Origin of the sequence: Mycobacterium sp. RTGN6, assembly GCF_033804605.1 — a bacterium.
In the GTDB taxonomy this organism is placed as follows: domain Bacteria; phylum Actinomycetota; class Actinomycetes; order Mycobacteriales; family Mycobacteriaceae; genus Mycobacterium.
Map to the genome: position 1 here is coordinate 111,299 of NZ_JAPZKZ010000002.1, position 20,580 is coordinate 131,878.

The window sequence follows — 20,580 nt, forward strand, 5'->3', positions numbered from 1 at the left end:
GGCGACAACCATCCTCCGCGACGCTGGCCACTGCGACTGTTCAGAGTCGTTGAGGATTCGATGCGCCCGGCGCTCAACCCGGGCGACACGATGCTCGCGGTGCCTGGCGGCGAGCCTCGGCGCGGCCAGTTGCGGTTGTTCCGCGACCCGAGGCTGTCGACCCGCTGGTTGGTCAAGCGCGTCGGCGACGTGCACGAGTCGGTTCACGGCACGGTATTCGAAGCCCGCGCCGACAACCCCCACGCGCCAGGTGCGGTGGACTCCCACGAGTTCGGGTTGATCCCTGCGGTCGGCTCGTACCGCGTGGTGTGGACGTTTCGTAATACAAGCGCCTGACGTTCTGGTGCGTGTCCGCTTGCCGGTGGCGTCGACTGGGCCCATTCTGGAGGGATCGACCCACAGCCGTGTCGGAAGTCCCGAGATGTCGGAGGCGAAATGGACACAGGACCAAGCGGAGCCGTCGAAGTCGCTCCATTCGGATCGGCTGGAGCGCTGAAGGGTTTCGTGGTGTCCGGCCGCTGGCCGGACTCGACCAAGGAGTGGGCTCAGCTTCTGATAGTGGCCGTCCGGGTGGCCTCGCTACCCGGGTTGCTTTCCACCACAACGATTTTCGGTGTCCGGGAGGAACTGCCCGACGAACCCCAGCCCGGTACCGTCGGTTTGGTGCTCGCCGAGGGCACCGTCGTCGGCGATTCCGCCATTCCCCCAGGCTATTTCGCGGACCGCCAGCCACCCGCCCTGTTGATGCTGCATCCACCGTCGGAGACCATGCCGTCGCTGCCGGAATGCGCGGGAGCGGCATCGGGTTGCGTTCTGCTCCCGGGCCTTCCACACCTCGGACTCGACCACCGGGCCGCGTGGGTGGAGGCCGAGTCCGACGGGACGATCACGTCGATGGTCAGCCGGGTCGGCATCGATCCGATCAGCCACCCCGACACCGCGATTCTCGCCATGCTGCTTGCGGCATAAGGGTTTTCGAATACCGCGATTCAGTCCTCGAAACGAGGTTTACGGGTTCCCGAAATCTCGGGAAGACTGGCGCGGCCGTGGAAATGCCATTACCGTGTAGACATCAGCGAAGGGGAGTAGCCCCCAATCGTCGTGTCGACATACTGGCGAATAGCCCGGCCGGCGAACCGCACCTTGCGGTGGGCGAGACCTTCGACCGAATGTCCGACGGGTAGTGAGCATTTCACCCGCCGGCGCCGCGTCGAAAGGTCGTACCCATGCTCACCGCAGCACTCGTCAGCCTCGGGGTGGTGTTCCTCGCCGAGCTCGGCGACAAGTCCCAGTTGATGACGATGACGTATGCGCTGCGTCATCGTTGGTGGGTAGTGCTCTCCGGCGTCGCCATCGCGAGCTTCCTCGTGCACGGTCTGTCGGTCACCATCGGGCACTTCGTCGGGCTGACGCTGCCGGAGAAGCCGATCGCCTTCGCCGCCGCCATCGCCTTCCTGCTCTTCGCGGCCTGGACCTGGCGGGACAGTCGGCGCTGCGACGACGACGAGGAAGTCACGGTCGCCGAACCGCGGTACGTCATCTTCGCGGTGGTCTCGTCGTTCGTCCTCGCCGAACTCGGCGACAAGACCATGCTGGCGACCGTCGCCCTGGCCAGCGACCACAACTGGGCCGGGGTGTGGCTCGGGGCAACGATCGGCATGGTGCTTGCCGACGGCGTCGCGATCATCGTGGGCCGACTCCTGCACCGCAGGCTGCCCGAGCGCTTCCTCCACGTGTTCGCGAGCGTGCTTTTCCTGCTGTTCGGCCTGTGGCTCCTGTTCGACAACGCGTTGGGGTGGACGGCGATGGCCGTCGCGGCCACGACGGTCGTAGCGGTCGGCGCCGTCGGCGCAGGGGTGACCGCGTTCGTCAGGAGCCGCCGCGGGCGTGGAGGCCAGCTGGACGTGTTGGAATCATCGCCAGAATCGACCCCCAGCCACGCTGGCTACCGTCCCCCGGCTGACTGACCTCGACGGAGCGTCAGGCGCGCTTCTCAGCTACGTGCGCGTACACGTCACCCTTAGCTACGCGACGTGGCGATCTCTCACATTCTGAGCAAATGACGATATGCGTCGTCGCAGGCACCTGCCCGATAGCCGGGAGTTAACTATGAGCCGCCTGTGACGAAACGCGCGGAGACCCGCCAGTTGGGCAAAACTACCTCAGCGTTAGTATTTGCCTCGCCGCTACGGCCCTCGGCGCCGTCCCCACGATCAAAACTTGCTGCTAGATGGCGTGGAATGCGGATCAACACGGTAGCGAGTTCGACTTTTCAGCGGTTTGCACTTGGCCTTGCGCACATCACTCGCTACGATGATCAGCAAATAGGGCGACAACGGCGCCCGCTCGTAACGCTAAGTGGAGGATTATTCGATGAGCATGACTTTCGCCGCCAGGCTGAACCGACTGTTCGATACCGTCTACCCGCCAGGACGGGGTCCTCACACGTCAGCCGAAGTGATTGCCGCGCTCAAGGCGGAGGGCGTCACCATGTCGGCTCCGTACCTCTCGCAACTGCGTTCAGGCAATCGCACGAATCCGTCCGTTGCGACCATGGCCGCGCTCGCCAATTTCTTCCGCATCAAGCCTGCGTACTTCACCGATGACGAGTACTACGAGAAGCTCGACAAGGAACTGACGTGGCTGGCCAACATGCGTGACGAGGGCATCCGGCGTATTGCGGCACGCACCGTCGGGCTGTCCCCCGAGGCGCAGCAGGACCTCGTCCAGAAGGCCGACGAGCTCCGCCGCCAAGAGCACCTGGACGATTAGCCCGTAGGGCGCTGCGGTACACCGCCCGGCGAACGTTCGTGGTGGTGGGCTCAGCCCACCGCAACCTCGTCGTCTGATCTCTCGAGCGCCCGGTACTGGCTGGCGATGGCCAGAATCCACTCCCGATCCGAGTAGGACGCCGGTTGGCGCAGCCAATTCGGACCAGGGAATTTGACGTTTGCCACGTCTCGATCCGCCCCGCGGCCAGCATGAATCCACGCCGCTACGCGACGGGCCTGCTCATTCGGCGAGGTCTTCGGCAGCTCGGGATCCGGCACCCTGGCCGCGCGTTCGGCATCGTCTCCCAGGGTCCGCGTGGCCTCCAAGTACAGCGCGTCGGAGATCATCGACATCTGCTCGGCGACGCGGAACAGCAGCGGCCCACGCGGACGGATGCCGATCCCCACGTTGGGGTGGCGCTCGTGTAGCTCGTCGAGCAGCGGCCGGATCAGCCTCATCTCCCGACGCGCACCGAACCAATCCTCGACGCTGGGCAGCAGCGACCCACTGGCCACCACCAGCATCGCGCAGCCCAGCAGCGTCGCTGCCGAGCCCACCCCGACGAATTGAGTGCTACCGGCCGCCCGCAGCAAGAAGAACGCGGCGGCGAGCACGATGAGCACGATCCCGATGGTGAACACGAACAAGGCCCTGCCGCGCCGGGTGCGGTTGGAGTGGCGAACCCCCGCCCATACGACCAGGCACAGCGCGAACAGCACGTAGAGCAGGGGCGGCAGCCACGAAAGCGTCGGCGCCCCACCGGGGTCCAGATTGCGCCGCAGGAATTCCTCCGGCGCCATCTCGGGCTGCTGCGGGCTGATGAAGAACGCGACCAATGTGACGGCGGCGATCAGCGCGGCCACGCCGTACTGCGCCACCGCGATGCGGCGGGTGGTGATTGGGGAACGGCTCGAGGACGCCGAGGTGATCATCACGCAGCTGCCCGCGGCGCAGCTGATGAGTGCCACCTGGCTCAGCACAGTGGAGACGTTGGGCCACCGGAGCAAGGTGTCCAGAAGCAGCGTGAGCGGCTGCCAGTTGAGCGCCGCGACCAGTCCGAGGCTGCCCAGCGCGAGAATCATCGCAGCGCTCACCAGGGATTGCTTGTTGACCAGTGCCCAGCCGATCCGAAGGCCGGTCGCCAGCCCGAGGAGGCCGGCGATCACCCAGATGATCAACCAAACGCCTCTCCGAGCCGCACCTGGACGATCGAGGAACGATCAGACGGCAATCGTCCGAGCCGGTAGATCAACAGGGCCGCGAAATCCTCGGCCTCTTGCTCGGCGTCCTCCCCGCTGGGCCCCATGCAGCCGGTGCGCTGGTTGAGCATGTATCCGATGAGATCGGAACTGGCGAATTCCATGCTGTCGCGAGCGGCCTCGACGACCGAGATCCCCTCATGGCCGAGCACCAGGTGTCCGAGTTCGTGTGCGAGCGTACGGTCGCCCGCGGGCAACCCCTCCTGGAGCAGGAACACGTCACGGTCGACGTACTGGCGCCACTGGCCGCACACGCCCGTGGGCAGTTCGGCCATCTTCAGCTCGATCGGTCTGTCGCGATCTTCTGCGACGGCGTCCACCAAGCGGGCGAGCGAAACCTCACCGCTGCGCGGAGCGAGATCGAGCACAGCGTTGACGGCGCGCGTGACGCGGCGACTGGCAGACATACACACCCCTCTCGAAGACTCCCACTATGACCCTCCACCCACGTCCGAGCGGACGAATCCCGTCAACCCATGAAGCGCCCCGTTCCGCTCGCGCGGACGGTGTGACCCGCCCTCGCCTGGCGGTAGCCCAACAGGCCGCCTGCACCGGTCAGAATAAGTATCCCCGTGACGCCCGGCACCGCGACCGCGGCGACCTGACCGAGCCCCGCCGCACGCAGGTAGTCGACGTACCCCGCGCGGTAGGACGGCGCGGGGGCCGAGCCGCTACCCGCCGAGAAGGCCGGTGGACTCGACGGCTTCGGTTCTGCCGGAGACGTCGCGGGCTTGCCGCCGGTCCTGCCCGTCACCGGCGGCGGCACGGTCCCACCGGGACGCGGCCCCACTCCGGGTCCGCCGACACCGCCCGCACCGGCTCCGCCGCTCCCGCCGCCGGCAGCGCCCGCTCCGGGCACGCCGAGGGACGGCACGACGATGACCGGCAAGCTGATCGGCACGAACGGAAGCTGCGCGGCCGCGGTGGCTAGCCCGTTCACGGCGTCGATGATCGGCTCGAACGGAATCCCCGGGAGTTCCGGTACCTGCGGCAGTGGGAACGGCAGCTGCATCGGCGGGGGCACAGGGGCGGGGTGTCCGATCGGCGGCTCGGCGCCACCTCCGCCGCCTCCACCGCCGCCCGGCGGGTTGCCTGGATCGGGAATCGGCCACCAGCAGGGGAACGGCCAGCCGGGATGCTCCGGCTCTTCGGTCTTCGTCGGCTCGGCCGAGGGCGTCGTCGTCTCCTCGGAAGTCGGATCCACCGTTGGCTCGACCGCGAGTTTGGCTTCGGGATCGATCGTCGGCGCAGTGGTGGTGCCGGTGGGCAGCGCCTCGGTGGTGTCCTTCGTGGCGGCCGTAGTGGCCCCGGGTTGTTCGCTAGAGTCGGGTGCCTTCGTTTGCGGAGGCGCTTCTGATTCGGCTTCAGAATGTTTGCTGGGCGTTGCGGGTGCGGTGCTGGCGCTGGTTTCGCCGACGGGGAGCCCGTTGCGCCCGTCACCTACCTGAGTCACCGGCTTCTCGGTGGGTGCGCCCGTCCCCTCAGGTGCAGTGACGCCGGTCTTCGGCGCCTCGGTGGTGGGTTCGGGGGCCGTCGTGCCGGAAGGCCGAGGTGCAGACGTGCCCGGCGCGCCACTCGGCGGCTCGCCGGTCGTGTCGCCACTCTGCCCCTGATCCGGTTCGGCAAAGGCCAATGAGGCGCACGAACCACCTACCAACAGGCCCGATGCCAAGACGCAGGCGGCCGCCGCCATCTTCGTTCGGGAAGCCACGTCGTCACCACCCCTCACGGCATCTAGCTTCGGCAATCTCTAGAACCCGTCAATTGTTGCACAACGTGCGTGACGTGTTTGCTGCGAGTGCGAATCGCCGTATTCCAGCGGGGGCGGAACCACCGCCGCAGCGACGCGGCGATAGTGTGAGCCATACCAGCGGAGCCAACGTCGCACAATGGCGATGAGACGACCGGGAGGCAGTCGGGATGGGCCTGTTCACACGGCGTAAGAGCAGGGCTACTCGACGGGCGGAGGCCCGGGCCATCAAGGCCAAGGCCAAGATGGAGGCCAAGCTCGGAGCGCGGAACGAGGCGCGTCGCATCAAGGCCGACGACAAGCGTCAGACCCGCGCGATCAAGGCGGGCGTCAAGTCGCAACGCGGCAGCGACAAGGCCGCACTCAAGGTTGCTGAGACGCAACTGAAGGCCGCCCAAGAAGGGAAGCTGCTCTCCCCCACCCGCATTCGCCGGGCGCTCACCGTGTCACGCCTTCTCGCCCCGGTGCTGACGCCACTGATCTATCGCGCCGCCATCGCCGCGCGCGGCTTCCTCGACGAACGTCGCGCCGAGCGGCTCGGCGTCCCACTTAGCCAGCTCGGACAGTTCTCCGGGGCGGGCGGGGGGCTCTCGGCCCGGGTCGCAGGCGCCGAGCGGTCACTACGCCAGGTCGCGGAGCTCAAGCCCAAGGACACCGAGACCAAGCAGTTCGTCGCGGCGATGACCGGCAGGTTGTCCGAACTATCCGCAGCGGTGACGGCCGCGGAGAACATGCCCGTTCCGACCCGCAAGGCCAGCCATGCCGCCATCTCCGACCAGCTGAATGGCATCGACGCCGACTTGATGGCGCGCCTCGGCGTCGTCTGACCGAATCCGTGAGCGCCGTCGCCACCACACTCGCGGCCCGCTGGCGCGGGGCGGCGACGGGGGCGCTCACCGCAACGCTGTCGCTGGTCGCCCACACCGCCGGTGGCGGCGCGCTGCCGTCCGGTTCCGGAGCCGCGCTGCTAGCCGTGATGGCAGCCACCCTGGGAGTACTTGCGGCGACGATGCCTGGCGTCGCGACCGCATCCGGTCTGTTCGTGCTGCTGGCGTCGGGCCAGGTGCTCGGTCATCTCCTGCTCGACGCGGCCGGTCACCAGCACGCGGCGGCGCTCGGTCCGCCTTCGACGGTGATGGTCGTCGCCCACGTCGCGGCCGTGTTCGCCGGCGCAGCCCTGATCGCCGCGGCCACTCGACTGGCGGACGCGTTGTCGCGGGCCGTTCACGCCGTCACCGCACCCGTGAGCCCACCGATCCGCACGCGACCCGTCGGCGCGGTCCGCAGCGCCGACCAACCGCTGCGTTCCGCCTTGGCGCTCGCCGCGTCGGTGTCACATCGGGGTCCTCCGGTCGGGCGGACACGCTGACCACCCCTGACCTTCCCGACCCCGAAAAGGCAACCAGCACATGAGCTCAACATCTCTGGCGCTCTCCCGCGCCCTCACCACGGCGGGTGCGGCGGCCGCCGCCATCGCCGCAGCCGTGGCGTTCGGTGCGGCCCCCGCGTGGGCGCACGTCCACGTGGACGCCGACGACGACGCCACACCTGGCAGTACCGCAATACTCACTTTCCAAGTGCCCGGTGAATCCGAAACAGGCGCTCTGACAACACAGTTCAGCGTCACGCTACCCAACGTCGCGTCGGCCAGAGCCGAGCAGATGCCGGGCTGGACCACGCGGCTGGACCGCGACGCCGCATCCGGGACCGTCCGTTCCATCACCTGGACGGCCGCCCCGACGGTCGGCATCTCGCCCGACCAGTTCGGGCTCTTCCGGGCGTCGGTCAAACTGCCCGACCAGGAGTCCGTGACCCTTCCCGCCACGCAGACGTACTCCGACGGGACCGTCGTGAAGTGGGATCAGGCGCCGCTGCCCGATGGCGCCGAACCCGAGCACCCGGCGCCGGTGCTGACACTCGGAGGGTCGGCACCGGAACATCAAATGGCGCCCATGACAACGCCGTCCGTCGCGGCGGCGCCTGCGGCGGTGGCGGCCGAACCGACCGCGTCCGCCGACGACACCGCCCGATGGCTGGCCGGCGCCGCGCTGGTCGTGGCCGCCCTCGCCGTGGCCGCAGCTCTGGTCAGGGGCAGGCGCACGTGACGAGACGAGTGACCGTCGCGGCGGTGATCTTGGCCGTGCTCGGGATGCTCGCCCTCGCGGGAGCGGGCGCCGCATCGGCGCACGCCACCCGCGTCGCGGCCGATCCTGCACCGGATGCCGCCGTCGAGCAGGGTCCGTCGCGAGTCACCGCCACCTTCAACGAACAGCTGCAGACGACGTTCGCCGCGATGACGGTGGTCGGCCCGGACGGCAACCTGTGGTCGACGGGCTCCACCCAGGTGGTCGGCGCGACGGCCTCGGTCGACGTGCTCCCGCTGGGTCCCGCCGGCACCTACACCGTCAACTACCGGGTGACCTCGGCCGATGGGCACGTGGTGAACGGCGCGTGGACGTTTGCGCTGACGGTCGCCGGCGCGGGCACCCCGGGCCCGCCCGCCGCGGCGGGCAACCAGTCCGACGGCTCGCTGCCGGTGTGGCCGTTCGTCGTCGTGGCGGTGGCGATCGTCGGGGCGGGCGGCTGGTGGGCGGCGCGGCGCCGACCGTGATGCCGTGAACTCGTTGGGCGACAGTGCCGTTCGGGCGGTGGCCGACATCGCGGCCATCGTCACGCTCGGGCTCACCGTGGTACCGCGATTCGACGATCCGCGGTACCGCGCCGAACTGGCTGACAAGGCGGCACGGCCGCTCATCGTGAGCTCGGCGGTGTGGGCGATGGCCGAGTTGGTGCGGCTCGTCGTCGCTGCGGCGCAGGCGGCGGGGGTGTCGCTGGTCCGGCTCGACGTGCGCACCGCCACCGACTTCGCCGTGGGCACCGCCGCGGGCCGCTCGGGGCTGACCTGCCTGGCGGCAGCGGTGGCGGTAGCCGTCCTCGCGTCCACGCGGCCCAGTTCGGCGGCCTCCAGCGTGGCGGCCACCGGGCTTGCCGCCTCGGGACTGGCGGCCCGCAGCCTGGTCGGTCACTTGTCGGCCAGCCCCGTCGGCGGCGTCGCTGTCGTGCTCCACGCGCTCGCGGCGGCGCTGTGGTGCGGAACGCTGGCCGCACTGGTGCTGACCGTCGAACGGCGCGGTCAGTGGGCCAGGGTGCTGCCGAAGTTCTCGTCGGTGTCGCTGGCGTGTGTGGCCGTCCTGCTGGTCTGCGGCGTTGCGGGTGCCGTCGTGACGTTGCCCGGTCCCGCCGCGCTGTACCAGACCGGCTACGGGCGCCTGCTGTCGGCGAAGGTCGTCGTCACCGTCGCGCTCACCGCGCTGGCCTGGCGCAACCGGGCGCGATGGCTGCCCGCGGCGCGTTCCCACCGCGCCACCGCTGACGTGTCGCATCTTCGGGCGCGGATCGAGCTCGCAATCATGGCGGTCGCGCTGGTGCTCGCCGCCGCACTGGCGGTCTCGGCCTAGCGTCAGAAGCGAACTGGCATGATGGGCAGAACTGCAGGATTCACACGGTTGGACGAGAAACTGCAAAGGAGCAAACCCATGGCCGACGAGCAGGATCCCCCGGTCTCGAAGCCCGACCCCGCGTCGGGTGACGAACCGGCCCCGCAGCCGCCTGCCAAGACGCCTCCTGCGAAGGCCGCGAAGAAGGCACCGGCCAAGAAGGCCGTCGCGAAGAAGGCGCCAGCCAAGAAGGCTGCTCCGGCTAAGAAGGCACCGGCGAAGAAGACCTCGCCCGGGCCGAAGATCGCCGACACCAACGGGTCCGGTACCACCACGTCGCCCGCCAAGGAGGCTGCGGCACAGGCTAAGTCGACGGTGACCACTGGCGCCCCGGTACTCGTACCCCAGCCAGGCCCGCCGCGGTCCAACCTGCCGGTGGCCGCGGCCATCGCCGCAGGTTTGCTCGCCATCCTGGTAGTACTGCTCGCGCGCCGCGGTTCCGACGACGAATAGGCGTGACGGCTTGACCCTGACGCGACGTCAGGGTGGATCGTAGGTCGCGTGGACGCGAAGAATGTCGGATCCGTCGCCGAGTTGACCGGCGTCTCGGTGCGCACCCTGCACCACTACGACCATGTCGGCCTGGTGGTACCCAGTGTGCGCACGGCTGCCGGTTACCGGGGCTACACGGATGCGGACGTCGAACGGCTGCACGTGGTGCTGGTGTATCGGGCCGCGGGGTTGCCGCTCGACGAGATTCGCGCCCTGCTCGACGACCCCGAGGTCGACGAGTTGGCCCGGCTGCAGCGCCAGTACGCCCTACTCCTCGAGCGGGCGGACGGACTGCAGCGCACGATCAAGGCACTGGAGGAACTGATGGACGCCCATCACAGTGGCATTCAATTGACCGCGGAGGAACAGGTCGAGCTCTTCGGCACGACGGCATTCGGCGAGGAGTACGCCGTCGAGGCCGAGCAACGGTGGGGCGACACCGAGGCGTGGAAGCAGTCGCAGCAACGGGTTTCACGCATGTCGAAACAGGACTGGATCGACGTCAAGGCCGAGGGCGACGCGCTGTTGGCCGACCTCGCCGCCGCCAAGCGGGCGGGCGTTGTCCCCGGATCACCGGAGGGAGACGACCTCGCAGCGCGGCATCGCGCGGCGATCGAGCGGTTCTACGAGTGCGGCGGCGAGCTGCACCGCGGGCTCGTGGAGATGTACCTGGCCGACGAGCGGTTCACGGCGTACTACGACGACGTCGAGCCCGGTTTGGCGCAGTTCGTCCGCGATGTGGTGGTCGCTAGCATCTTGAGGTGACCATCGAACCTCGCGCAACGGCCGATCTCGTCGACGACGTCTACCCCGACGTCCGAAGCTGCGACCTGCAGCTGCAGAACTACGGTGCGACGACGATGTTCGCCGGGCCGATCACGACGGTGCGCTGCTTTCAGGACAACGCGCTGCTGAAGTCGGTGCTGTCGGAGCCTGGTAACGGCGGCGTGCTGGTCGTCGACGGTGCCGGCTCGTTGCACGCCGCGCTGGTGGGCGACATCATCGCGGGACTGGCGAGGGACAACGGCTGGGCCGGTGTGGTGGTGCACGGCGCGGTGCGCGACGTTTCGACGCTGCGCACCATCGACGTCGGGGTCAAGGCGTTGGGCAGCAATCCACGCAAGGGCACCAAGACCGGCGAAGGTGACCGCGACGTCGCGGTCACCTTCGGCGGTGTGACGTTCAATCCCGGTGAGGTCGCCTACTGCGACGAGGACGGGATAGTCGTCGTGAGCAGCAGCTAAATCGTCACCGACGCACGGTGTTTGGTGAAGTGCAGGGACTCCTCGTCGACCTTGCCCTGACGGATCAGGCGCAGATCGAGCAGGTAGTTCTGCTTGAGCCGCCATGGCGCCTTCGATCCGGACTTCGGCAGCAGGTCCATCGACCGTTGGAAGTAACCGGGGGTGAAGTCCATGAACGGCTGTTCGTCGACGCTGGCGCCGGGATGCTCCGGCACGACGGTGTCGAAACCCTTGGCGTCCATGTAGTTCAGCACGCGGCACACGAACTCGGAGACCAGATCCGCCTTCAGCGTCCATGACGCGTTCGTGTATCCGAAGGTGATGGCGAAGTTCGGGATGCCGGAGAACATCAGGCCCTTGTACGTCATCAACTTCGTCAGGTCGATCGGCTCACCATTGAGCGTCGGCGTCAACCCGCCGAGCAGCTGCATGTTGAGTCCCGTTGCGGTGACGATGATGTCGGCGTCGAGCTCCGCACCACTGTCGAGCTTGATACCGGTCTTGGTGAACTTCTCGATCGTGTCGGTAACGACGTCGGCCTGGCCCTTGCGGATGGTCTTGAACAGATCACCGTTGGGCGCCAGGCACAGTCGCTGGTCCCAGGGGTTGTAGCGCGGCCCGAAGTGCTTCTCGACGTCGTAGCCCTCGGGCAGCCGACGCTTCGCCATGGTCAGCAGGGTCTTGCGGAAGTACTTCGGGAAATTGCGTGCCAGTTGGTACTGCGCGGTGGCGAACCCGATCGCCTTCCACCGGTTGACGACGTGCGCGGCCTTCTCCGGCAGGAACTTGTTGACCTGCACGGCAATCGGGTCGACGTCGGGCAGCGAACCGATGTAGGAGGGTGAGCGCTGCAGCATCGTCACGTGGCCCGCGCCCGATGCGATCAGCGCGGGGATGAGCGTCACGGCGGTGGCGCCGGAGCCGATGACGACGATCTTCTTGCCCTGGTAGTCGAGGTCGGTGGGCCAGTGCTGCGGGTGCACGATGGTGCCCGCGAAGTCCTCGGAGCCCTCGAACTTCGGCGAGTAGCCCTCGTCGTAGTTGTAATAGCCGCTGCACGCGAACAGGAACGAGCAGGTGAGCTGCTCCTCGTTGCCATCGCGATCGACGGTCAGCGTCCAACGGTTGTCGGCCTCGGACCAGTCGGCGGCGACGACCTTGCGGCCATAGCGGATGTGCTCGTCGATGCCGTTCTCGGCCGCGGCTTCCTTGACGTAGGACAGGATGTCCGGTCCGTCGGCGATCGCCTTCTCCGACGTCCACGGCTTGAACCGGAAGCCGAGCGTGAACATGTCGGAGTCGGAGCGGATGCCCGGGTACTTGAACAGATCCCACGTGCCGCCCAGGTTCTCGCGGCGCTCGAGGATTGCGTAGCTCTTCGTCGGGCAACGGTCCTGTAAGTGCCAGGCCGCGCTGATGCCGGAGATGCCTGCGCCGATGATCAGGACATCGAGGTGTTCGGTCATGCCCACACGCTATCAACACGGTGTTGAATTGGTCAACGGTGTGTTGAAAAACTCAACACCGAGTAAGGTACTCGTCGTGAGCACCGCCAATCCAGCCCGCGCCGCACGTGGTCGCCGCACCACGCGCCCGTCCGGCGACGAGCGAGAGGCCGCGATTCTCGGCACCGCCGTCCGGCTGCTGGAGAAGAAGAAGTTCGCCGACATCTCGGTCGACGACCTCGCCAAGGGCGCCGGGTTGTCCCGTCCGACCTTCTACTTCTACTTCCCGTCCAAGGAGGCCGTGCTGCTGTCGCTGCTGAACCCCTTGATCCAGCAGGCGGACACCGGGTTCGACGGCGCAATGGAGTCGCTGCCCAGCGACCCGTCGCGCGCCTTCCGCATCGGCATCACCACGTTCTTCGAAGCGTTCGCGGCCTATCCCGTGATGGCGCGCGCCGGCGCCGACGCGTTCGCCACCAGCCCGGAAGCCCGCGCGACCTGGGACAGCTTCATGGGCAAGTGGATACACCAGACCGCCGCACTGATCACCGCCGAGCGCGACCGCGGCGTCGCGCCCGACACCATCCCGGCGCTGGACCTGGCCACGTCGCTGAACTGGATGAACGAACGAATGATGATGGCGACCATCGCCGACGAACCCGGAGCGGTGCCCCGCGACCGCATCATCGATACGCTCACCCACATCTGGCTGACCAGCATCTACGGCGAAGTCGGCTGATACGTCGTACCGCGATGCGAACATATGTTCGTGTCCAGGGCTCCCAGCGCGGCCCACATCCTGCACGCTGATCTCGACTCGTTCTACGCGTCGGTCGAGCAGCGCGACGACGCCTCGCTGCGCGGACGGCCGGTGATCGTCGGCGGCGGGGTGGTGCTCGCCGCCAGCTACGAGGCCAAGGCCTACGGCGTGCGGACGGCGATGGGTGGGCGGCAAGCCCGGCAGCTGTGCCCACACGCCATCGTGGTGCCGCCCCGGATGTCCGCGTACTCACAGGCCAGCGCCGCGGTGTTCGAGGTGTTCCGGGACACCACTCCCTTTGTCGAGCCGCTCTCCGTGGACGAGGCATTTCTCGACGTGGGCGGGCTCGCGCGGGTGTCGGGCACGCCGGTACAGATCGCGGCACGGCTACGGGAGCGGGTCCGCGTCGACGTCGGGCTGCCCATTACGGTCGGCATCGCGCGCACCAAGTTCCTCGCGAAGGTCGCCAGCCAGGAGGCCAAGCCCGACGGCTTGCTCCTCGTGCCTCCCGACCGCGAGTTGGCGTTCCTGCACCCGCTGCCCGTGCGCCGGCTGTGGGGCGTTGGCGCCAAGACCGCAGAGAAGCTTCGCGCCCACGGCATTCACACCGTGGCGGACGTCGCGGAGCTCAGCGAGGGGACGCTTGGTTCGATCGTCGGCGGTGGCATGGGCCGTCAGCTGTTCGCGCTGTCACACAACATCGACCGGCGGCGCGTCGTCACCGGGGTGCGCCGGCGCTCCGTCGGTGCGCAACGCGCGATCGGGCGTGCGGGAAATAACATGTCACACAGCGAGGTCGACGCCATCGTGGTCAACCTGATCGATCGCATCACGCGCCGGATGCGCACGGCCGGACGCACCGGGCGCACCGTGGTGCTGCGGCTGCGGTTCGACGACTTCAGCCGGGCGACCCGCTCGCACACCATGCCGCGCGCCACTGCGTCCACCGATGCGATCCTCGCCACGGCGCGTGCCCTGGTCGCCGTCGCCGCCCCGCTGATCGCCGAAAGAGGCCTGACGCTGGTGGGTTTCGCGGTGTCCAACATCGATCGGGACGGCGCAGCGCAACTCGAGCTCCCGTTCCCGCCGTGCCACGACCTGACAGCGCTCGACAGTGCCGTCGACGAGGTGCGGCAGCGGTTCGGCAATGCCGCCGTGATGCGCGGCGTATTGCTCGGCCGCGACCCCGGACTCGAAATGCCCATGCTTCCGGACTGAGTTGACCTCAACCTTGGTCGAGGTCATAGCGTTGGCGCGTGACCGCAATGCAATTGGGACGCTTTGGTCTGACGGTCGATCCCGGAGGGTTCGCGTCCGCTGCCGAGCTCGAGCAGTTGGGGTTCACCACGCTGTGGATCGTCGGCGGTCAACTCGACCGGCTCGATCGACTGGCCGAGCTGCTCGATGCGACGGAGCGTGCCGTGGTGGGTTCGGCGATCATCCCGCCCGACGTCTACGACGCCGCCACGGTGTCCGCGTTCTATCACCGCGCCGAGTCGTCCACACCGGGCCGGCTGCTCGTCGGCGTCGGTTCGCCGCACTCCGAGCGACCGCTGGCGGCGGTAGGCCGCTACGCCGACGAGCTCGACGGCGGCGGGGTTCCGCTCGAGCGCCGGGTGCTTGCCGCATTCGGACCCCGCGCGCTCGACGTGGCGCGCGACCGGTTCGGCGGCGCGATGCCGGCCCTGCTCACGCCCGAGTACGTCACGTTGGCTCGCGAGAGGGTCGGCCCCGACCGCGTCCTCGCGGTGGGGCTCTACGCCGTCCTCGACCACGACGCCGAGGCCGCCAGAACCACCGCACGTGGGCCGCTCGACTTCCTGAGCACCCTTCCCGCATACGTGAAATCGCTACGCCGGCAAGGCTTCAGCGAGTCCAGCGTGACGGGATTGAGCGACGACTTGGTCGACGCGCTCGTCGCTACCGGTGGTCCCGACGACATCGCAGCACGCGCCCACCTGTTGCGGGCCGCGGGCGCGGATCACGTCCACCTGACGGTGCTGCACGACGCGCACCAGCCGGCGGGCGTCGATGCGGCCCGGCTCCTGGCGCCCGCGCTGGCAGGCGGCTAGGCAGGCGCGCCCCGATTTGGTGTCGGCCACCCCCACGAGCCTTGCGTAAACTTATGTGCGCGATGAGAGAGAGCGAAACGTGAGCTTGTTGGGCGAAGCCCTAGAGCTCCTCAAGCGGTATGGCGAAGTCCTCGGCGGCGACGGGGCGAAGGGGCCGTCGCTACTTGACAGGATTCCCCCCGACATCACGGATTTCGCCACGTCGCCGATCCTGCTCGCGGCGCAGCTGACCATCAAGGGCATGAGGGGCACGGTTGGGTCCGGCGATCCCGAAGACGGCGAAGCGTTCAAGAAGTCCGCCAAACTCTACGACGAAGCCGCTCAGCTGCTCATCGACGCATCGGTCGCCGATGACCAGTGGGACGGCACGGCGGCCGACGCGTACGACGCGAAGAACGACACCCACCGCCATCTCACCTTCGAAGTCGCATCCGCCGAGAATGACCTGCGTGGCCATCTCGGTGAGCTCGCCGCGCAAGTGACGGAGACGCGCGGAACCCTCGACGGTGCGTTCGGCTTCCTTTCCGACTTCGACACCGCGACGTCATGGATGAACGCCGTTCCCGGCGGTGCGCTCGCCAAGGCGATCGCCGACACGGGAGCCGCCGCTTCTCAGCTGTCGCGGTCCGAACTGGCGATGTCGAAGCTGCTTGGCACGTCGTTGCTCAACGCTCACCGGATCCGCGAGACGATCACCACCTACCAGGCGGCCGCTGCCCAGCAGCTGCTCGATTCCGATCGTGAACGCCCCTTTCCATGCGGCGAGCCGTTCGGTGACGAGCGCACCAACGGTCAACTCCCCCAACGTGTCGATCCGAAGACCAACGGACAGTTCGAGCTGCCGGAACCCCCGCCCATCGAGCACCCGCCTGCTACGCCGTACGGAACACCGGCGCCGAGGTGATCGTCGAGCAGAGAGAGGATGCAGCGTGAGCGCTGAGTCGGACAACCTACGCGTCGTCACCGAACACATCGATGAGCTTGCCGCCAAACAGGTTACGGCGGCGGGCACGATGAAGATCGCGGGAGAAGTCGTCAACGACTTGGGTCCCAGCGTGTGGAGCACACATGGGGTGGCATGCGCGGCCAGCAATCTCGCCGTGAACGCAGTGGAATCCGCGCGCGACGCCGCGAGGTCGAAGCTGTGGCACATGTCGGACGATCTCGGCACTCGCCTGAGAACCGCGTCCTCGAACTACGCCAACTCCGACTGGGTGGCTGGGCGCGACATCGACGCGTGCGGGTTGTAGCGGCGCGATGGCCCGGGACGGTTCATGGGATGACGACGACGATCTCGGCGAGTACGCCTCTTCCCTGGATGCGCTGGCCAGCTTCGCGGCGCCCATCGCCGACGGCATCAGCGAGGCCGAGGAGGGCTTGACGGTTCTCTTCACGGTGGAGAATCCCGCCCGGACGGTGTCGGCCACCGCGCTGGTGGGAGGGCAGATTCAGCACATTGGATTGACCAACGTGACGGCCATGACCGAACGGGAAGTGTCCGAGGAGATCAAGGTCGTCGCGAATCTGGCCGCGCGGAAGGCACAGTCGGCTCAGCACGCCGTCGTCGTCGAACTCATGCACACGATGGGACACGACCGACTGATGACCGGGAGCTTTCTCGAGCGCGAAATCGGCCTGCCGTCACCGGAATCGGTGAACGACATTATCGCCCAATCCTTTTCGACCCGTCGCTCACCCGACGGCGACTGGGTGTGACGTGACGTCCAGCTCCGACGCGGGTGCGCCGCGTCGGCGCCGATGGTGGTACGTCGGCGCCGCCGTCACCGTCGTCGCGGTCGTCGCGGTCGTCGTCGGCCTGTGGTGGGTACGGGACGGTCGCTACGACGTCGCGCGACGGGGATGGCAGCCTACGGATGCCCTGTTGGCGCCCATGCGAGAGCAACCGATCCCGGGGTGGCGGATTCGCGTGACAGATCTTGGCCTGCCCGCGGCCATCGATGGCACCGAAGCCAGCCGGATCGGCGTTGGCAACGAACCCGGCGGGCCGCGGCCGATCGTCGGGACAGTGGGTGACGATGCGTTCCTGCTAGCGATCAGCGGCGCTACACCACGTCCCCAATGGTGGTTGACCGGAATCGACGTCCGCAACGGCCGGAGTCTGTTTCCCGCCGTCGCACTGACCACGACGAGACCACCCGAGTGCTTCCTCAACGGACCCGCGTACGTGCTGTGCCTTAGCGTGGACGCCTCCCCCACCGCGTGGGTCATCGACACCAAGACGGGCGCCATGGCATACACGGGCCCCACCGACCTGCGTACTGCCTCGCAGACCCTGTCGGTCCGTCAGGTCGGCAACTACGCCGTCGCCGAGACGGACGGCCAAGGCGTGTATGGCATCGGACCGCGAGCCGAGACCACCTGGTTCGTGCCGGGACATGGCAGCGCCCAACCGAACTCGCCACGGGTCTCTGGGTCCGCGCCGTCGGCAGTCGCGACGCAGGACGCCAACGCCGCGCAGGCCCGGGACGCCACCGTCTTCGCGCTGGGTGACGGCACGATCGTCAAGCCCGAGATCCCCGAAGGCGTCCCGCTGAAGACCACCTTCGTCTACGCGGGGGGCTTCGCCGCCGACGTCGAGTCGGCTAGCGTCCTGTTCTTCGACGAACACGGGAAACGGCTGGGCGATGCCGAAGGCTCGCTGAGTACCGACCAGTCAGAGCTGCCGGTCGTTACAGAGCACGATGTGTCGACCGTGTACTCCCCCACAGGTGCGCCACTGCTTCGCGGCAAAACCCCACCTCCCTCAGTAGTCGGCACGACGGCCTTCGTCAGTGAGGCTGGGCCACAAGGTGTCCCGCTGTTGCGCCAATACGACCTCAAGACGGGTGCCAAGGGCTCGGCCTGTGAGTTCAATCTGAACAACTATCTCGGCACCGACGGATCGGTGCTGGTGTTCGCGGTGGGCAACCCGGGCTCGGGGTCGGTGGCGAAGGCGATCGACCGCGCCACGTGCGACACGCTGTGGACGCTTCCCGCCGAGATTGATTCGCTCGCCCGAATCTGGCGCGTCAACTCCACCCTGGTTCGCCTGTCCGACGACGGAACCGAACTGTGGTCCCTGGTCTCACCGACCTAGAGCGTCAGGACGCCGTCCACGCCAGCAGCTTCTCCACCGGCCAGGTGTTGACGATGCGGTCGACGGGCACGTCGTTGTCGAGGGCGCGTTGGGCGCCGTAGCCAAGGAAGTCGAGCTGGCCGGGCGCGTGCGCGTCGGTGTCGATGGAGAAGTCGCACCCGATCTCGAGCGCCAACTGCAGCAGCCGGGTCGGGGGATCGCGCCGCTCGGGTCTGGAGTTGATCTCGACGGCGGTGCCGTGGTCGCGGCAGGCGGTAAAGACCTTCTCGGCGTCGAACTTCGACTCCGGACGGGTGCCGCGGTTGCCTTCGACGAGCCGCCCGGTGCAGTGCCCGAGCACGTCGGCCTGCCCGCCCGAGGCCGCCCGCACCATCCGGCGCGTCATCGCCGCCGGCTCCATCTTCAGCTTGGAATGCACGCTGGCCACGACGATGTCGAGCCGCTCGAGCAGTTCGGGTTCCTGGTCGAGCGTGCCGTCGTCCAGGATGTCGACCTCGATGCCAGTGAGGATGCGCATCGGCGCGAATTGTTCGCGCAACTCGTCGATCACGTCGAGTTGTTGACGCAGCCGCTCCGGCGACAGCCCGTTGGCGACGGTCAGCCGCGGCGAATGGTCCGTGAGCGCGCAATACTCGTGGCCCAACGACTGTGCGGTGGCCATCATCTCGGCGATGGGCGCCGACCCGTCCGACCAGTTTGAGTGCAGGTGCAAGTCACCCTTGAGCGCCGCCCGAACCTCCCCGCCGCCGAGCTCCTTTGCCGCCGAGCGTAATTCGACCAAGGTGTCGGGTTCGCGGCCGGCCCACGCCTGGGCGATCACCGTTGCGGTCTTCGGGCCGACGCCCGGCAACGTCTGCCAGCTGTTGGCCCGCCCATGTTTCTCGCGCTGCGTCTCGTCGAGCAGCTCGACGACGTCGGCGGCGTTGCGGTAGGCCATCACGCGGCGCGAATCTTCCCGGGCGCGGTCCTTGTAGAACGCGATCTGGCGCAGTGCCTGCACGGGATCCATGTGTCCAGTCTGTCCCGCGCGGCTCCCAGCTTCCGGGTCTAGGCTCAAAAGAGTGCGATTCGCCTTCAAAACCTCACCGCAGAACACCACCTGGGCCGAGATGCTGCCGATCTGGCAGACCGCCGACGACATCGACGTCTTCGAGTCCGGCTGGACCTTCGACCACTTCTATCCGATCTTCTCGGACTCCACCGGGCCGTGTCTCGAGGGCTGGATCACCCTGACGGCACTGGCCCAGGCCACGACGCGGCTGCGCGTCGGCGTGCTCGTCACCGGTATCCACTACCGTCACCCCGCCGTACTCGCCAACATGGCGGCGGCACTGGACGTCATCTCGAACGGACGGCTCGAACTCGGCATCGGCGCGGGCTGGAACGAAGAGGAGTCCGGTGCCTACGGCATCGAGCTCGGCAGCATCAAGGAACGCTTCGACCGTTTCGAGGAGGCCTGCGAGGTGCTGACCAGCCTGCTCACCAACGAGACAACCACCTTCGACGGCAAGTACTACCAACTCAAGGACGCCCGCAACGAACCGAAGGGCCCGCAGCAGCCGCATCCGCCGATCTGCATCGGCGGCAGCGGCGAGAAGCGCACCCTGCCCATCACGGCGAAGTACGCCGACCACTGGAACTTCGTCGGCGGCACTCCCGAGGAGTTCGCTCACAAGCGCGACGTGCTGCACGCCCGCTGCGCCGACATCGGCCGCGACCCGAAGGAGATCACGCTCTCGGCGCACGTGCGGCTCGGCGAGGACCGCGACTACGCGAAGGTCGTCGACGAGGCCGGCGCGCTGGGCAAGGAGGGCCTCGACCTGGCGATCATCTACCTTCCGCCGCCGTACGACCCGGCCGTGCTGGAGCCATTGGCCGAGGCCATTCGCGATTCGGGGCTCGTCACTTAACTGACGGCGAAGTAGATATGGCGGCTAAGCAAACAGTTGGCGCGGGCTTCCGCTACGCCGGCGGACGGCCGGCGAACCGCGGGTCAGATGCCGTAGCGCATTAGTTCGTCGGCGGTGATCAGGCGTTCCTGCTTGGCCGGGAACTCGCGGCATTTGACCGGGTGGCGGAACAGTGACCAGGCGATTCGAGTCATCCGCGACCGGGCGAGCGGGTTGGCGTACATCGTGTTCACTCCTGCGTTCGGCGTTGATAGCACCGTGGGGTCACACTAGCGCACGAAC

General features: G+C 67.8%; 26 protein-coding genes. 20 read left to right on the forward strand and 6 right to left on the reverse strand.

The genetic code is table 11. From position 1 onward, the window contains the following. Positions 1–60: 60 nt before the first annotated feature. From SLQ33_RS04810 to SLQ33_RS04825, 4 genes are all read left to right on the forward strand, one after another. Positions 61–336 carry a S26 family signal peptidase gene (locus SLQ33_RS04810; protein WP_319453259.1) on the forward strand — a complete coding sequence of 92 codons (276 nt, stop codon included), beginning with the start codon at positions 61–63 and terminating at the stop codon, positions 334–336. Between the two features lie 99 nt (positions 337–435). Beyond that, positions 436–969, forward strand: coding sequence for a peptidase (locus SLQ33_RS04815; RefSeq protein WP_319452662.1), 534 nt, complete (start codon positions 436–438; stop codon positions 967–969). 257 nt (positions 970–1,226) lie between these two features. After that, positions 1,227–1,967, forward strand: coding sequence for a TMEM165/GDT1 family protein (locus SLQ33_RS04820; protein WP_319452663.1), 741 nt, complete (start codon positions 1,227–1,229; stop codon positions 1,965–1,967). Positions 1,968–2,373: 406 nt separating this feature from the next. Next, on the forward strand, positions 2,374–2,772 hold the full coding sequence (locus SLQ33_RS04825) for a helix-turn-helix domain-containing protein (RefSeq protein ID WP_255063637.1): 399 nt from the start codon (positions 2,374–2,376) through the stop codon (positions 2,770–2,772). A 50-nt stretch (positions 2,773–2,822) separates the two neighbouring features. On the opposite strand, the gene SLQ33_RS04830 is transcribed toward SLQ33_RS04825, so the two are convergent. The 3 genes from SLQ33_RS04830 to SLQ33_RS04840 all read right to left on the reverse strand — a co-directional run bounded on the left by SLQ33_RS04830 (position 2,823) and on the right by SLQ33_RS04840 (position 5,742). Continuing rightward, entirely contained in the window at positions 2,823–3,950 is a 1,128-nt protein-coding gene (locus SLQ33_RS04830) for a hypothetical protein (RefSeq protein WP_319452664.1), read from the reverse strand. Further along, positions 3,947–4,438 (reverse strand): DUF955 domain-containing protein, encoded by a 492-nt coding sequence (locus SLQ33_RS04835; protein WP_319452665.1) that lies wholly within the window; start codon positions 4,436–4,438, stop codon positions 3,947–3,949. Before SLQ33_RS04835 ends, SLQ33_RS04830 begins: the two co-directional genes overlap by 4 nt. Before the next feature lie 62 nt (positions 4,439–4,500). Next, positions 4,501–5,742, reverse strand: a complete 1,242-nt coding sequence (locus tag SLQ33_RS04840) for a hypothetical protein (protein WP_319452666.1) — start codon at positions 5,740–5,742, stop codon at positions 4,501–4,503. 209 nt (positions 5,743–5,951) lie between these two features. On the opposite strand from SLQ33_RS04840, the gene SLQ33_RS04845 reads away from it, so the two are divergent. From SLQ33_RS04845 to rraA, 8 genes are all read left to right on the forward strand, one after another. Further along, entirely contained in the window at positions 5,952–6,608 is a 657-nt protein-coding gene (locus SLQ33_RS04845) for a DUF6474 family protein (protein ID WP_319452667.1), read from the forward strand. Between the two features lie 8 nt (positions 6,609–6,616). Beyond that, on the forward strand, positions 6,617–7,150 hold the full coding sequence (locus SLQ33_RS04850) for a hypothetical protein (RefSeq protein WP_319452668.1): 534 nt from the start codon (positions 6,617–6,619) through the stop codon (positions 7,148–7,150). 40 nt (positions 7,151–7,190) lie between these two features. Beyond that, positions 7,191–7,886: a YcnI family protein gene (locus tag SLQ33_RS04855; RefSeq protein WP_319452669.1), complete on the forward strand. Its 696-nt coding sequence runs from the start codon at positions 7,191–7,193 to the stop codon at positions 7,884–7,886. Positions 7,887–7,930: 44 nt separating this feature from the next. Continuing rightward, on the forward strand, positions 7,931–8,392 hold the full coding sequence (locus tag SLQ33_RS04860) for a copper resistance protein CopC (protein WP_319453260.1): 462 nt from the start codon (positions 7,931–7,933) through the stop codon (positions 8,390–8,392). A gap of 4 nt (positions 8,393–8,396) precedes the next feature. After that, positions 8,397–9,239, forward strand: a complete 843-nt coding sequence (locus SLQ33_RS04865; protein ID WP_319452670.1) for a CopD family protein — start codon at positions 8,397–8,399, stop codon at positions 9,237–9,239. 78 nt (positions 9,240–9,317) lie between these two features. Further along, positions 9,318–9,731 carry a hypothetical protein gene (locus tag SLQ33_RS04870; RefSeq protein WP_319452671.1) on the forward strand — a complete coding sequence of 138 codons (414 nt, stop codon included), beginning with the start codon at positions 9,318–9,320 and terminating at the stop codon, positions 9,729–9,731. A 48-nt stretch (positions 9,732–9,779) separates the two neighbouring features. Next, on the forward strand, positions 9,780–10,535 hold the full coding sequence (locus tag SLQ33_RS04875; RefSeq protein WP_319452672.1) for a MerR family transcriptional regulator: 756 nt from the start codon (positions 9,780–9,782) through the stop codon (positions 10,533–10,535). Next, on the forward strand, positions 10,532–11,014 hold the full coding sequence (gene rraA, locus SLQ33_RS04880) for a ribonuclease E activity regulator RraA (RefSeq protein ID WP_319452673.1): 483 nt from the start codon (positions 10,532–10,534) through the stop codon (positions 11,012–11,014). The genes SLQ33_RS04875 and rraA overlap by 4 nt, the downstream gene beginning before the upstream one ends. On the opposite strand, the gene SLQ33_RS04885 is transcribed toward rraA, so the two are convergent. Then, positions 11,011–12,480, reverse strand: a complete 1,470-nt coding sequence (locus SLQ33_RS04885; protein WP_319452674.1) for an NAD(P)/FAD-dependent oxidoreductase — start codon at positions 12,478–12,480, stop codon at positions 11,011–11,013. The genes rraA and SLQ33_RS04885 overlap by 4 nt on opposite strands. A 76-nt stretch (positions 12,481–12,556) precedes the next feature. Here SLQ33_RS04885 and SLQ33_RS04890 point away from each other — a divergent pair, with 76 nt between their 5' ends. The 7 genes from SLQ33_RS04890 (at position 12,557) to SLQ33_RS04920 (ending at position 18,388) form a co-directional block, all read left to right on the forward strand. Next, on the forward strand, positions 12,557–13,198 hold the full coding sequence (locus SLQ33_RS04890) for a TetR/AcrR family transcriptional regulator (RefSeq protein ID WP_319452675.1): 642 nt from the start codon (positions 12,557–12,559) through the stop codon (positions 13,196–13,198). A gap of 24 nt (positions 13,199–13,222) precedes the next feature. Next, complete coding sequence (gene dinB, locus SLQ33_RS04895) at positions 13,223–14,437, forward strand: DNA polymerase IV (RefSeq protein ID WP_319452676.1); 1,215 nt, start codon at positions 13,223–13,225, stop codon at positions 14,435–14,437. A gap of 47 nt (positions 14,438–14,484) precedes the next feature. Then, on the forward strand, positions 14,485–15,291 hold the full coding sequence (locus SLQ33_RS04900; protein WP_319453261.1) for a TIGR03620 family F420-dependent LLM class oxidoreductase: 807 nt from the start codon (positions 14,485–14,487) through the stop codon (positions 15,289–15,291). A gap of 79 nt (positions 15,292–15,370) precedes the next feature. Further along, positions 15,371–16,195: an EspA/EspE family type VII secretion system effector gene (locus SLQ33_RS04905; RefSeq protein WP_319452677.1), complete on the forward strand. Its 825-nt coding sequence runs from the start codon at positions 15,371–15,373 to the stop codon at positions 16,193–16,195. A 25-nt stretch (positions 16,196–16,220) separates the two neighbouring features. Beyond that, a complete protein-coding gene (locus SLQ33_RS04910) occupies positions 16,221–16,541 on the forward strand; it encodes an ESX-1 secretion-associated protein (protein WP_319452678.1) in 321 nt (106 codons plus the stop codon). Positions 16,542–16,548: 7 nt separating this feature from the next. Further along, positions 16,549–17,007, forward strand: coding sequence for a YbaB/EbfC family DNA-binding protein (locus tag SLQ33_RS04915; protein WP_319452679.1), 459 nt, complete (start codon positions 16,549–16,551; stop codon positions 17,005–17,007). Between the two features lies 1 nt (position 17,008). After that, positions 17,009–18,388: a hypothetical protein gene (locus SLQ33_RS04920; protein ID WP_319452680.1), complete on the forward strand. Its 1,380-nt coding sequence runs from the start codon at positions 17,009–17,011 to the stop codon at positions 18,386–18,388. Between the two features lie 4 nt (positions 18,389–18,392). Here SLQ33_RS04920 and SLQ33_RS04925 read toward each other — a convergent pair whose 3' ends face one another. Beyond that, positions 18,393–19,397: a PHP domain-containing protein gene (locus tag SLQ33_RS04925; protein WP_319452681.1), complete on the reverse strand. Its 1,005-nt coding sequence runs from the start codon at positions 19,395–19,397 to the stop codon at positions 18,393–18,395. Positions 19,398–19,449: 52 nt separating this feature from the next. Here SLQ33_RS04925 and SLQ33_RS04930 point away from each other — a divergent pair, with 52 nt between their 5' ends. After that, complete coding sequence (locus tag SLQ33_RS04930; RefSeq protein WP_319452682.1) at positions 19,450–20,298, forward strand: LLM class F420-dependent oxidoreductase; 849 nt, start codon at positions 19,450–19,452, stop codon at positions 20,296–20,298. 83 nt (positions 20,299–20,381) lie between these two features. On the opposite strand, the gene SLQ33_RS04935 is transcribed toward SLQ33_RS04930, so the two are convergent. After that, the gene (locus SLQ33_RS04935; protein WP_319453289.1) at positions 20,382–20,555 is read right to left on the reverse strand and encodes a hypothetical protein; all 174 of its coding nucleotides are present in this window, start codon (positions 20,553–20,555) and stop codon (positions 20,382–20,384) included. Positions 20,556–20,580: the final 25 nt, after the last annotated feature.